The organism is Inquilinus limosus (assembly GCF_051487185.1).
GTDB lineage: Bacteria > Pseudomonadota > Alphaproteobacteria > DSM-16000 > Inquilinaceae > Inquilinus > Inquilinus limosus_F.
Window position 1 is genome coordinate 88,314 of record NZ_JAHVDK010000013.1, and the last position, 12,910, is coordinate 101,223.

The window sequence follows — 12,910 nt, forward strand, 5'->3', positions numbered from 1 at the left end:
GTCCTCCCTCGGGCGGCGGGATCGGCGCGTCAACAGCGAGCCGCAGGCCGCCCGTCTCCGGTCCACGCTGGGTCGACGAGGCGCGCCGTGAACAGGATATTCTCGTTATCGGAGCCGATCCACGAGCATTTGACTCATGTGCAAGGGCCCGGCGAAAGGCACGGATTCAGGTCAATCCCGCCATCGTCCGCGTGCCGGAGGAGCGATCATGAGCAGAGGCAGCAGAAGCGGCAGCGCAGCCAGGGTCAGTCCGGTCATGAGGACCGGCCGCAGCGAAGGCCGCCTCGGTGGCTCGATCCAGCCGCCGCTCTCGCTGATCCAATCCATGACAGGCTCGAATACATTGCCCGATGCGTGCGGCGCCGCGGCGTCCTGGAAGTGCTCTTGTTCGACGCGACGGGACAGCACCTGCTCCATCAGTGCCGGGGCGATGGCCTTCGCCAGAGGCAGAAGCTCCGCACCGCTATCGATGAAGAGTTCCCGGCGCGGCCTGGTGGCCAGACGGACGATGGCGTTCGCGACCACGTCCGGCGCGGCGATGGGCGGCATCGGCTTGACGGCCCGCCCCGTGAAGTTGGCGGCGTGCTGGAAAATCGGCGTGTCCGTCGAGCCGGGGAGAACCGTGCACACATGGATAAGAGGGGCGTCGAGAAGCTCCTGCCGGAGCGATTCGCCAAGTCCGCGGATGGCGAACTTGCTGGCCGTGTAGGCGCTGGTATAGGGCTGCCCGACATAGGCGACGAGCGAAGCCACATTGATCAGCACGCCGTACCCCTGTGCCCGGAAGCGCCGGATCGCCGACCGGGCGCCATAGGCATAGCCGAGGATGTTGGTCTCGATGACGCGACGGAACGCTTCGGGCGGTGCCTCCTCGATCCTGCCGAACATCGATACGGCGGCGTTGTTCACCCAGACATCCAGCCGCTCGAATCTGTCCTCCGCGCTCCTCGCAAGCCGCTCGACAGCCTCCGGATCGGTCACGTCCGTCTCGACGGCGAGCGCTCGGCCTCCAAGCGCCTGGCATTCCTCGGCCAGCTGCCTGAGCGCAGCGCCCCGCCGCGCTGCCAGCACCACCGACGCGCCGTGTCCGGCGAAGCGCTTGGCGGCAGCGCGGCCGATGCCGCTCGACGCCCCTGTGATGACCACGACACGGCTGCGGGATCTGACGGACATCGATTCGGTTCCGAGCGGATGCTCCTGACCGTGAAAATCGATGGAGGTGACGCCGAGTTCCGGGCCGGAGGTGAGCCGCAGGAATCACGATGACAGCGCGCAATTGACGTGGCTCGGGTAAGTGAAGCAGATCGGCGAGCCGACTGTGCATCCGCTGTCGGGCCCGAATGCGCAACCGCACCGGGTCCGCCAAACGGGATTCGGTGACAGTGCATGAACTGGGTGCGATGGCGGCGCGACGCGGCACCACGTCGAGAATAAACAAGGAACAAAAGCTGTTGCCCACCCCGACCCGTCATGGCGAGCCCCGAAGGGGCGTGGCCATCCAGCGGCTCCGGCCCGGATCGCAGCACCGCCTTCGCCAACTATCGCCGGTCGCGCTTTACATGACCGGGCAGACGAGAAATTCGGTGACAGCGCTCGGGCGCGCGACGCGCCCGAGCCGCCCGGGTTCACAGCACAAAATCCGCTGCGGTGAGCGCGTGGTCGGATTGGACGTTGATGATCGACTCCGGGGTCGTATCGGCATTGATGTAGAGGTAAACGCCCTGGACGCCATTGCCGAAATTCACGATCGCGATCTCCGCGCCATTGCCGGCGGGCTGGCTGCCGGCGAAGGTGAAGGTGGTGTCGCCATTGCCCGAATTGCCATCGGCGTCGATCGCCGACAGGTCGACCTTGTCGCCGGTGCTGAAGTCTGTGATCACGTCCTTGCCGGACGCCGCAACGGTGCTGTCGGCGACGGCGCTGTAGACGAAGGTGTCGTTGCCGGCTCCGCCTTTCAGGGTGTCGGCCCCAAGCCCGCCGGTGAGACTGTCGCTTCCCCCGTCGCCCCAGAACGCATTGTTCCCCGCGTCGCCGGTCAGGACGTCCGCGGCGTTCGACCCGACCACCTGCTCGATCCCGGCCAGCGTGTCTCCTGCCGCATGGCCGCCGCTGCCAGTACCGGTCGCGAGATTGACCGTAACCCCGGTTGCGCTGCCGCTGTAGTAAGCGGTGTCGATGCCGCCCCCGCCGGCCATGGCGTCGGGCCCGGCGCCCCCCTGAAGGAGATCGTTGCCCTCACCTCCATCGATCTCGTCGTCCGACGTGCCGCCGTAGATCTTGTCATCCCCATTGCCGCCGTCGAGCGTGTCCCCGAAGAATGTGCCTCCGGCTCCACCGTCTAGGACGTCGTTCCCATCACCGCCATACAGGTAATCGTAGCCCGCACCAGCGGAGAGGACATCGTCGCCGTCCTGTCCGTCTAGGACATTCGTATTGGCATCGCCCGTCAGGTTGTCCGCCCAACTGGTCCCCTCGATACTTTGGAAATTGGTGAAGACGTCGCCTTGCGCATCTCCTCCGCTTGCCGTCCCGGTCGCCAGGTTGACCGTGACGCCGACGCCTGCGGCTGAGTCGCGGTAGCTGAGCATATTCCGGCCCTGCGCATCCTGGACACCGCCGTCCAGGATATCCGCCCCGGCGCCCCCTTCGATGGAGTCGGCGCCAGCACCGCCATATAGAGTGTCGCTCCCGGCGTCACCCGCCAGGCGGTCGCCTCCGGCTTCGCCGTACAGGATGTCGTTCCCATCCTGGCCATACAGGTAGTCGTAACCTGCACCGCCGGAGAGGACATCGTCGCCGCCTTTTCCGTATAGAACATTCGTATCGGCATCGCCCGTCAGGTTGTCCGCCCAACTGGTCCCATCGATACTTTTGAAATTGGTGAAGACGTCGCCTTGCGCATCTCCTCCGCTTGCCGTCCCGGTCGCCAGGTTGACGGTGACGCCGACGCCTGCGGCTGAGTCGCGGTAGCTGAGGATATTCCGGCCCTGCGCATCCTGGACACCGCCGTCCAGGATGTCCGCCCCGGCGCCCCCCTCGATGTAATCGGCGCCAGCACCGCCATATAGAGTGTCGCTCCCGGCGTCACCCATCAGGTGGTCCCCGCCAGCGTCGCCATAGATCGTGTCGTCACCGCCTTGGCCCTTGATCCAGTCGTTCTGATCGCCTCCGTAGATCAGGTCGGCATCGCCGGTGTTGCCTTCGAAGTCGGCGTAGTCGTCACCCCAGATATGGTCTTGTCCGGCGAGGCCATAGATCGTATCGACCCCGAAAGTGCCTTCCAGGGTGTCGTCGCCAGTGGTTCCGGTTATAGTGGCCACGGCTTCCTCCTATATTGATGTTGAAGAATACAGGATCAAAGATTCTCTAACGCCCAACACAAAAGACGCTGCGCCTCGCCGTGAGCTCACGCATGCATTTGCGGGCGGAATCACACGCCGAGGCCGCAGTCAAACTGTAGCTCGTGGATTACGCCTTTCCGCTTCATCCATAGTTATACGCATTCTAACCAAAATGGATTACATCGACGGAGCAAGGATTTTGTGACATTTGCAATTTGCAGGCACAAAATGTATTGGATACACAAATGTTGCTCTTATATCTCACTCCTCCTCTGTCGTGCAGGTGGGGAGAGTAAGCTTAGCCTTCCGTCACACAACTGATATTTCGAAGAGGCTTTGTCACGAGACTATCGAATGGAAGGGCGAAAAATCAGATAAACGAAGCTGTTGCCTGGATCACAACATCTGCTCGCTCCGGGCGAGCGCGGCCGGGTCGGTTGAGCCGGGCCCGGCGAATGGCTGGTCTCCCAACGACTCAGTCTAGATTCACGAAAGCGAACCGAGCAAACATATAATTCGCTTGAGCGATGCTCGATAGTCGAGATCGGTACTTTTGGTTTGCATGAAGCATTTGAAGGAGCACGGACATGGCCGATCCCACCGCCGATAAGCCCGAGGTCACGGACGCCGAGATCCAGTCCAACGTCAGGGTCGTGGGTGATGCCCCTGCGATACTGATGGGCACGCTGTACCAGGCCATGGCGCATTCGACCGGCATCCTGTTCGAGAATGCGGCCGCCCAGCAGCAGACGGCCCGCACTCTGATGCATGCGGCCACGAACGAGGGCGTCACGCAGATCTACGCCCTGGACACGTTGCCCGGCTTGTACGGTGCCGGCGACATCGAATCGAGCGTGCTGCAGGCGCTGCGCGGCACCGGCCGCCGCTGACCGGCAGCCACGCCCGCACTGTCACCGCAATCTCGTCACGCGCAAGCCGTGCCTCTCGGCCTCGGATCGCACAGCCTCGGCGACGAGCGGCCCCCGCTCGGCTCCGGTTAACAGTCCCGGATCCGAGCGCTTGGGCTCACCGCAGCAGTCGCCGAAGGATCTCGGCGGGATCGTCGTTGCGGTCACGATAGCGGTCCCGATCCCGACGGCTGTATCGATACCGGTCGTCGTCATCGTATCGGCGATCGCGATCGCGGTAGGAGCGCCGCTCGTAGTACCGGTCGTCATCGCGCCGATCATAGTACCGATCGTCGTGACGTCGGTCGTAGTACCGGTCGTCGTCTCCCCAGCGCTCTTCGGGCGGGATCCAACGGCGTGGCTGGTTCAACTCCCAGCCCGACTGGGCGTGAGCCGGCGGCACGGCGATCGGAGCCGTGACGGCGAGGGCCGTGGCGACGAAGACGGCCCTGATCGATCGGATCTGGAGCGTCATCCTTTGCCTCCATTGGTGGCTCATAAGATCCACGCGCGGGAGGCGGCGGTGGTTCCGGCCTCGCAATGAAAAGCCGGAAGGGCAGGCCGGGCGAGCTCCGCTTCAGATGCATTCCAGCCGGAGTTCGGTAACGGAATTCGGTGGAGTTCGGTGGCAGCGCACGAATGGGACGGCGGAGCAGATCGACCGGCCGCTCGCTCCTGCCAGGCGCGGGCGGAAGCCCGCCAAAAGTGCACTGTCACCGTAATTCTGTCGGTATCCGCCCCGAGCGGCCGGTCGCGCTCATTCCTCTTTCCCGCTCTTGTCGGGCGCGGGTGGGGTCGAGACCTCCTCCAGCGTCTCGGCGGCACCTGGCGCGTGCTTGGTCGCGAGATCGCCCAGCGAAACCATGCCAATCAGCTGCTTGTCGGCGTCGAGCACGGGCATGCGCCGGATCTGGGCCTCGCCCATCAATTCCGACACCTCCTGGGCATCGTCATCCTCCCAGCACCAGCATACATCTCCCGACATGGCGTCCGCGACGATCGTGTTGTCGGGGTCTCGACCCGCAGCGACGGCGCGAACGGTGATGTCACGGTCGGTGATCATGCCGACCAGGCGCTTGCCGTCGCACACCGGCAGCGAGCCGACGTCCAGCTTCTCCATCATCTGCGCCGCGCGGCGGATGCTGTCTTGCGGGCCCACCACCGCGACGTCGCTGGTCATCACCTCGGCTATCTTCRTGATGCCCTCCTTCGGCCCATGGGTCGCTCATTCGCGACACGTGGCGGGTCGACGGATACGGGGAGGCATCCTGCGGGACGCTCCCGGCGCGACCCGCTTGCGATGTCAACATCGGCGCTCCCGCGGCCAGTTCCCCTGGCTCTCACACATCGTGCCGAACCCGTGATAACCTCGGCTGAATGGCTGCGCACCGTTGAAGGAGCAGCCAAGAGCTGAGCCGCTGCAAGCTCAAGCTCGGGCGCACAGAATGACCCACGCTGTGCCATCACTTCGGCAACTGTTCGGGCCAGCCGCTATGGGCCGAGGAGGGACGATGGCCGACACGCTTGACGAGAAGGAGGTCTGGGAGCTGCTGAGGCGTATCCGGGAGGCCCTCCATGAGTTTCTGCCGGAGGACACCCTTCCTGAGCAGGCCCAGACGCCCGACGAGGAGGTGGACGAAATCATCAAAGAGATACGAATTCTGGGTCAGGGCGTAGCCGACAAGATCTAGTCGGAGCCGGCCGCTCGGCGGCCGCGACGTCCTGGACCGACTCGAACGCGAGAGCGACCGGCCTCTCACCCCTGCCCGGCGCGGGCGGAAGCCCCGCTGAAATTGCGCTGTCACCGCAATTCCGACTTACCCGGACCGGTCTTCCACCGCCTGGATCGCGCCGGCTTCCCTGGCGCACCACTGTCACTGCAATTTCATCACGACAGAGGCGGGCGCTGCCAGGGGCGATGTGAGGCCCCTGGCGGCGCCCGAAAGAAGAGCAACGAGTGATGCCACGCCTGCTGTCAACGGCCTCTATTTGATGGATCCAACATTGGTGCACTCGGCCGCCGGCGGCGACGACCCTGTCCGGGTCCCTGATTCAGCGACAAGGGGCCCGGGCCGGTGGTGACCTCTGCGACCAGGCGGGTGATGACCGCCTGGTCGCAGAGGTCAGTGGAACCCGTCACGGACTGCAGATGCCCGTAATGTCCCGTGTGGTGGCCGGCTCACACGAAATTGATATCGTTCTCCATCCCAATAGCACCGACCAGCCCGATGTTCAGGGTCATTGCGCCAATTTCGGTGAGGGTGTTCCCCCCTCCGAAATTCATGCGCAAGCCGCCGGGGACCGCGACCACGTTAGGATTATTCGGTTCGACGATGCCGTTGCCGTCGGGGTCGACCCTGGCCGCCGTGGCGAACGGGTTCACCGAGTCCACGAAGATAAAATCGTCGTCAGCTCTCGAAAAATCGGTGATACGATCTCTGTTGTTCCCGACGCCAGGTTCAATAACGTAGAGAAAGTCGTCAAAGCCAGAGCCGCCGGTGAGCTGATCGTTGCCGCGGCCACCGAAGAGCTCATCGAAGCCCGCGCCACCGAACACCTGATCGTTGCCATCCCCTCCGAAAGCCACATCGTTGCCGGCGCCGCCCCTGAGAGTGTCGTTGCCGTTGTCACCGAACAGGTGATCGTTTCCGGCTTGGCCGTTAACCATATCCGCGCCGGCGCCGCCGCTGAGGCTATCGTTGCCGACACCGCCATTCAGGGTATCGTTGCCGGCCTCGCCAAGAAGATGATCGTTGCCGGCGTCGCCGTTGAGGGTATCGCGGCCGGCGCCGCCGCGGACCAGATCATTCCCGGTTCCGCCGTCAAGTCTGTCATTGCCGGCACCCCCGTCGAGAGTATCCCGGCCATCGCCGCCGTTGAGGGTATCGGCGCCGGCTTCACCGAACAGATCATCGTCGCCGGCGTCGCCGTTGAGGGTATCGGTGCCGGCGCCGCCGCGGAGTAGATCATTCCCGGTCCCGCCGTTAAGTCTGTCATTGCCGGCACCCCCGTCGAGAGTATCCCGGCCATCGCCGCCGTTGAGGGTATCGGCGCCGGCTTCACCGAACAGATCATCGTCGCCGGCGTCGCCGTTGAGGGTATCTGCGCCATTGCCGCCGTGGACGCGATCGTCGCCGGCGTCGCCGTTGACGGTATCGTTGCCGGCTTCACCGAACAGGTCATCGTCGCCGGTGCCGCCGGAAATGCGATCTGCCCCGGTGCCGCCCAAGATTACGTCGTCCCCTCCGAGGCCAGAGAGGGTATCGTCTGCACCAAATCCCCAGATTTTGTCGGTTTGCGCCGTGCCTGTGAGGACATCAGGGTTGGGTGTGCCAAATATATTGGCCATGACTTCCTCCTTGAATGGACACGGAGAGCGCCGGCAGCCCTTGCGCAGCGCGTCACCGTGCGCGTCAGCCCGGGCCTGCCATGCGGCGCCGCTCACGCAAAGCTAGCGAACAAGCTTCCGTGATGGGCCTTTGGACGTCAGCCCGTCGATCGAGTTTTTCTGCTCCAGTCCGTGGCCCGCTGTCGGCAAGCTGCCGATATAAGGAGTTCCACGACAGTGCGGCCAGCTGGTCTCGGCGGCCGGAGAGCCACCCGGCATTCCACCGGGTGCATGCGTTTGCTCTATAGCGCTTGCTTTAAAGCGCATGCTCTATGATGCGCGTACCCTATAATAAGCGTACTCACCTAACCCGCAACCCCCGTTCGCCTCGCCGGATCTCATCCATTCGGATGTCATCCAAAAGGGCGATACTATATGGAGACACTCCGGCACTTCCTCGAGATCCCGCGAGGTGCGGTTGGAGGACGGCTGAGAACCGAATCAGGAACGGCTATGTGCCGCAATGGCACCCAGCGGGAATTCGCTACCGACCCCCAGGGGTATTCCCGCGGATCTTGCCATATTCACTTCCGCAGAAAGATTAGGCAAACCGCGGATGGCCGCGAGCGGCTTCCCGACTCAGAAGATGAAGTCGGTCGGGTCGAGCAAAGCGCGATTGAACCCGAGCAGCCTCAGAGACTCTCTTCCTGAGGCACCCCCAGGTGCCGCGGGGTCGATTACCAGGTCGTCACCGCTCTGCCTCGTGAACAGGTGGACCCGGGCGAAGTCAGGGCGGCGGGCTGCCCGGGTGGGACAACGTCGAGCATGTCCTCACCATCCCTGAAGTCAAGGATGCCATCCAGTCCGCAGTCGCCGTTTCCTCCGACCTTGAAGCAGAAAACCTCGCTGTCGGTCCTTTCGCGCATAGTATACTATGACTGACGACGCCGTTGCCCTGCTCCTGGAAGACGGCTGCTAGACGCCCCGGCTGGTACGTGTTCGAGGGCTTCTACGGCCGGTACAGCAAGGACTGGCATAGCGGCGAGGTCGACTGCGAGCTCGAGTGCACGCCATCCACCTCGCCCGCTAGTCCGACATCGAGCACTTCGACGTGACGCGGGCGCTCTGGTACGTGCGGATCGCCAGACTGCTCGGGCGGGACATGATCTGCAGTGCTGGAGAAGGCCGACGAAGTGAAGGTCTGGATCACGAAATATGCTCTGAGCGCCGGTATCCAGGAGGTCGAGGGCGAGCTCAGCGGCGCACCGGCCGACATGATCGTCGTACAGAGCCAGATGGGCACCGTCTACTATCACGGGGAGGGGCGGGACTGGCATCGGACCCGAGAGGAGGCGGTGGCCCGGGCCGAGGAGATGCGCAAGAAGAGAGTCGCCTCGCTCAAGAAGCAGATTACGAAGCTTAAGAAGCTGAAGTTCTGACATGATCACGACGGGATCGCGCTCGGAATGATCGTCGGCTGGATCGCAGCGGGATTACCTGTCGGCCTTCGTCAACGGCCTGGGATCGACCATCGTCTGGATCGACTCCAGGTGGTCCTGATCCTCCAGCGCAGTTTCAGGAACCGGGCTGAACTTCGGCGGCGGCTCGGAATTCGCGGCCGCAGCGGCGAGATCACCGATCCCTGTCCCGTCCCCTTGTCACCGACCGTCACGACCCAGTCTTCGAGGACATAGGGCCGGGCTTGCTCAGCGGCGCGGTCCGAATCCCCCTCACCCTCCCATTCGCTGCCGCGAATGGGCCCCTCCCTCTCCCCGAGGAGAGGGCAGTTTCACCTCTCCTCGGGGAGAGAGCCTGCCCCGGGCTTGACCCGGGGTCGAAATCGCGTCAGCGATTTCGGGTGAGGAGGCGGCACCAGCCCATCCATTGTCTTAGCGCCATGGGACTTGATCCGGGGATCACGGGAGAGGCTACGCAAACATGAGCACCCGCCCTCACCCCACCCAGCGCAGGCTGCTGTCATAGGTGCCGTACTGCTTCCTCTGGCCTTCGAGGGCATAGCGCAGGGCGTCGATGGCGTGGTTCTCGCGGTCCTCCAGCTCGGGCAGGATCTCGCCGGTCTTCGGATCGGTGCGGTAGGAGAACAGCGCCAGCTCGTCGATCAGGTGCCGGCAGCGCGGATGCACCAGGATGTCGCAGCTCTTCAGGAACTCGATGCCCTCCTTGACCGAGCCGCCACCCTTCACCGCCGGCTTCAGCTTGGGGAAGCCGTGGCGCTGCATGTAGCTGATCGTCTCCGGCCGGGCGCCGTCGGCGACGATCGGCCAGCGCCGCGCCTCCGGCACCGTGTCGAACAGCGCCGGCGTGCGGTCGATCTCGCACCCCACCCGATAGGCCTCGTGGTCGACGAACAGCGTCCGGCCACTGAGAAAACACCGCACCAGCACCGTCGGGTCGCGGGCGAAGCCCCAGTCGGCGCCGAACAGGAACTGGGCGTTCGCCGGGGTCGCGAACGCCTCGACCCGCCAGTTGGTGAACACCCGCGCCTCGCTGACCCGCCGATAGCCACCCAGCCAGACATGCTGGTACTTGTCCGGGTCGCGCTCGCGGTCCCATTCCATCTCGGCCTGCAGCACCTTCGGGAAATGCGGGTTGGCCGTCCAGTTGGCCTCGATCAGCACGGAATTGGGCGGCGGCGGGCCGCCGCGGAACAGCTGGTCGACCGGGTCGTCCGGCCGGGTCGGGTTCCAGGAGAACCACAGCTCCGACCCCTTCTTGCGGAGGGTCGGGCGCAGCAGCTCCAGGCTCCGCTGCGACAGCGACTGTGCCTCCTCGACCCAGGCGATGTCGTAGCCCTCCAGCGACTTGATCGACTCCGCCGTATGATTCTGCATGCCCTGGAAGATGATCCGGCCGTCCCCCGGCCCCAGAATCCGGTCGGCCTGGACGGTGAAGGCGGGGCCGAGGCCCAGCGCCTGGATCTTGTCCTCGAGCAGCCGCTTGACCGACTGGTCGAGCGAGCGCTGCACCTCGCGGATGCACACCGCCCGGATCGGCCGCTCGACGCAGCGGCGCACCAAGAGCTCGGCGAAGACATGCGACTTGCCCGAGCCGCGCCCGCCATGGACGGCCTTGTAGCGCGACGCCTTCCTGAGGCCCCGGAAGGCCGGCGGCAGTCTCAGCCGCGGCGGGGCGAACGGCGCCGGCCTGGTTGCTTTCGCCGGTGCGGCTTCCGCCCCGTCCGGCGCCGTCCCGGTCCCGTCCGGCCGCGGCATCGGCTTCCGCCTCGTCCTGCGTTCGTCGAGCCTCACGGCGAGGCGGAACTGCCGGTACGCCTCCTCGACCGGCGGCAGGCCCTCGACCCCATGCTCGTTCAGGCCCCTCGCCAGGCAGTCCGGGGCCACCTTGCGCAGCCGGCGCACCACCCGGCCTTCCGGCCACTGTCCCCCGGCCACCATCTCGACCACCTTCATGAGGCAGGCGGCCAGGACCTGCGGCTCGTGCAGCTTGCGGTAGCCGAGGACCTTGGCGCTTCTGGGTGAGAGGCCCGTCTCCCGGGCCGCCCGGGATGCATCGCCGTGGCTGACCCAGCACTCGGCGAAATCCTCGTCGCACTCGTCCAGCGTCTTCAGCTCCATCCCGCCCTCGCACGAAAAAGCCCGCCGCGGCGGGGCCGGGCGGGCGCAACTGTTCGACTGTGCCTGAATTATGCGGCGCGACGCGGCATCATGTCAAGAACAAATAGGGAACACCAGATATCGCCCAGCTCCAATCCGTCATGGCGAGCCCCGCAGGGGCGTGGCCATCCAGTGGTCCGGGCCCGGATCGCCGCGCCGGCTCGAACGTCAAAGCGGCCGGCCTCTCGCTCCCGCCAGGCACGGGGAAGCCCGCTAAGGTGCACTGCCGCCGTAACTGCGCCATCCGTCATGGCGAGCCCCGAAGGGGCGTGGCCATCCAGGAGCTCCGACCCGGATCGTCCCTTCCAAACTCAATGGGCCGGCCTCGCCGGCTCTGAGCCTCCCTCCGTGTCGGAGAGGCCATTGACCGCCGTACGCCTGAATGGAATACAGTCCTGACCGAAGCAGCCTAGCCGGGAATAAGGCGGTGTGAGGGGGCGACCCGGATATGGTCGACGATGAGATCCGGATCGTTCCCCGAATAGAGCAACGGCCGTCGATCGGCCCGATCCGGGTTTCGGTCCTGGCCGACGTCGAGCAAGCCGTTGGTGAACGGGCTGCTTGGCCGGGCGCGCGGCTGCGTCCGTTATCCTTCGCGACAAATTACAGCGGTCGTGAGCTGGTCGCTTTCTCTGAGGAAGGGCTTCCACGCTTGCGGCTCCTGCCACATGTCTGCGCCAACTATCGCATCCGCGTCCTTGCGCCTGGGTTCCAGGCCGAATCCGTATCCGACCTGACCTTGCCCACGATCGCGCCCGGCGGGCAGATGCCGACCAACACCCGGTTCGATCTCTGGGGCAGCGAGTTGCAGGTGCGGATGCGGCGCACGGTCTGGCTGCGCTTCACCGGGCGGGAACTGGCGTGGCTGCGCAACGGCCGCGTCGAGAAGAGCTGGTCTGCCGTGTCCGGCGCTGCGGGGCATCAGGACCCGGCCAATCAGGGCCTGCGCGACAAAGGCCCGCTGCCGGTCGGAACCTATCTTGCGGACCTGACCGATCTGCAGGATCGCAACCAGGATGTGATCGACTGGGGCAAAGGATTGGTCGGTCGCGGAAGATGGCCCGGCAATGACTTCAGCTGGGGTGATCACCGACTCTGGCTGCGGCCGCTGCGGGGCACGAATACCCTCGGACGGGAGGGTTTCAGCATCCACGGCGGCTTGATTCCCGGGTCGGCGGGATGCATCGATTTGACCGGCAGCATGAACGACTTCGTCGGACACCTCAGAGCATACGGCCAAAGCGTGACGGTTGATGTCGCCTACAGCTAGCGGATCCAGAATCGCTGTTTGGGCCGGCTGGGCTGTGGTTGCCCTGGCCGCGCTGATGACCGCGGTCATGGTGGCCGATGCGGTCGACGTGGCCCTCGGTCTCGCCGAAGGGTATCCCTGGGGCTGGGAAGGTGGCGGATGGGCCTATCGGTCCCCTCGCAACTACCTGATCAGCGCCGCCGGAAGCATTGCCATCTGGGCCGCTCTCACGGTCGGAATGGCGCTCGCCCTGTCGCATCGCCGCCCGCGCTGGTTCGCGCTGATCTTCGCCCTGTTCGTCGTCCTCCTGCTGAGTCTGTCGCCGGTGACATCCGAAGTCCTGGCCTGGGGCTGGGCCGGCCTCGTCTCCTGATCGCCGATCAACCCATGTCACCCTAATTCTCGTGTCTCATCCCAGGGGTGCAGTCCAGCGGGACTCGATTGTCTGG

11 protein-coding genes are annotated in these 12,910 nt (G+C 65.0%); 5 read left to right on the plus strand and 6 right to left on the minus strand.

Going from position 1 to position 12,910, the window contains the following annotated elements:
- Positions 1-171 precede the first annotated feature (171 nt).
- A complete protein-coding gene (locus KXR53_RS16520; RefSeq protein WP_437376326.1) occupies positions 172-1,173 on the minus strand; it encodes an SDR family oxidoreductase in 1,002 nt (333 codons plus the stop codon).
- Positions 1,174-1,625: 452 nt separating this feature from the next.
- Positions 1,626-3,320, minus strand: a complete 1,695-nt coding sequence (locus KXR53_RS16525) for a calcium-binding protein (RefSeq protein ID WP_437376327.1) — start codon at positions 3,318-3,320, stop codon at positions 1,626-1,628.
- 608 nt (positions 3,321-3,928) lie between these two features.
- Here KXR53_RS16525 and KXR53_RS16530 point away from each other — a divergent pair.
- A complete protein-coding gene (locus KXR53_RS16530) occupies positions 3,929-4,231 on the plus strand; it encodes a RebB family R body protein (protein WP_437376328.1) in 303 nt (100 codons plus the stop codon).
- A 136-nt stretch (positions 4,232-4,367) separates the two neighbouring features.
- On the opposite strand, the gene KXR53_RS16535 is transcribed toward KXR53_RS16530, so the two are convergent.
- Positions 4,368-4,724: a hypothetical protein gene (locus KXR53_RS16535; RefSeq protein ID WP_437376329.1), complete on the minus strand. Its 357-nt coding sequence runs from the start codon at positions 4,722-4,724 to the stop codon at positions 4,368-4,370.
- Positions 4,725-5,006: 282 nt separating this feature from the next.
- Complete coding sequence (locus KXR53_RS16540) at positions 5,007-5,429, minus strand: CBS domain-containing protein (RefSeq protein ID WP_437376330.1); 423 nt, start codon at positions 5,427-5,429, stop codon at positions 5,007-5,009.
- 331 nt (positions 5,430-5,760) lie between these two features.
- On the opposite strand from KXR53_RS16540, the gene KXR53_RS16545 reads away from it, so the two are divergent.
- A complete protein-coding gene (locus KXR53_RS16545) occupies positions 5,761-5,940 on the plus strand; it encodes a hypothetical protein (RefSeq protein WP_437376331.1) in 180 nt (59 codons plus the stop codon).
- Positions 5,941-6,428: 488 nt separating this feature from the next.
- Here the strand turns inward: KXR53_RS16545 and KXR53_RS16550 are convergent, their stop codons facing one another.
- Positions 6,429-7,598: a calcium-binding protein gene (locus tag KXR53_RS16550; RefSeq protein ID WP_437376332.1), complete on the minus strand. Its 1,170-nt coding sequence runs from the start codon at positions 7,596-7,598 to the stop codon at positions 6,429-6,431.
- A gap of 1,151 nt (positions 7,599-8,749) precedes the next feature.
- Here KXR53_RS16550 and KXR53_RS16555 point away from each other — a divergent pair.
- Complete coding sequence (locus KXR53_RS16555) at positions 8,750-9,016, plus strand: hypothetical protein (protein ID WP_437376333.1); 267 nt, start codon at positions 8,750-8,752, stop codon at positions 9,014-9,016.
- A gap of 513 nt (positions 9,017-9,529) precedes the next feature.
- Here KXR53_RS16555 and KXR53_RS16560 read toward each other — a convergent pair.
- Complete coding sequence (locus KXR53_RS16560; protein WP_437376334.1) at positions 9,530-11,173, minus strand: PBSX family phage terminase large subunit; 1,644 nt, start codon at positions 11,171-11,173, stop codon at positions 9,530-9,532.
- A gap of 487 nt (positions 11,174-11,660) precedes the next feature.
- On the opposite strand from KXR53_RS16560, the gene KXR53_RS16565 reads away from it, so the two are divergent.
- Positions 11,661-12,482, plus strand: a complete 822-nt coding sequence (locus KXR53_RS16565; RefSeq protein WP_437376335.1) for a hypothetical protein — start codon at positions 11,661-11,663, stop codon at positions 12,480-12,482.
- A 55-nt stretch (positions 12,483-12,537) separates the two neighbouring features.
- Complete coding sequence (locus tag KXR53_RS16570; RefSeq protein WP_437376336.1) at positions 12,538-12,834, plus strand: hypothetical protein; 297 nt, start codon at positions 12,538-12,540, stop codon at positions 12,832-12,834.
- Positions 12,835-12,910: the final 76 nt, after the last annotated feature.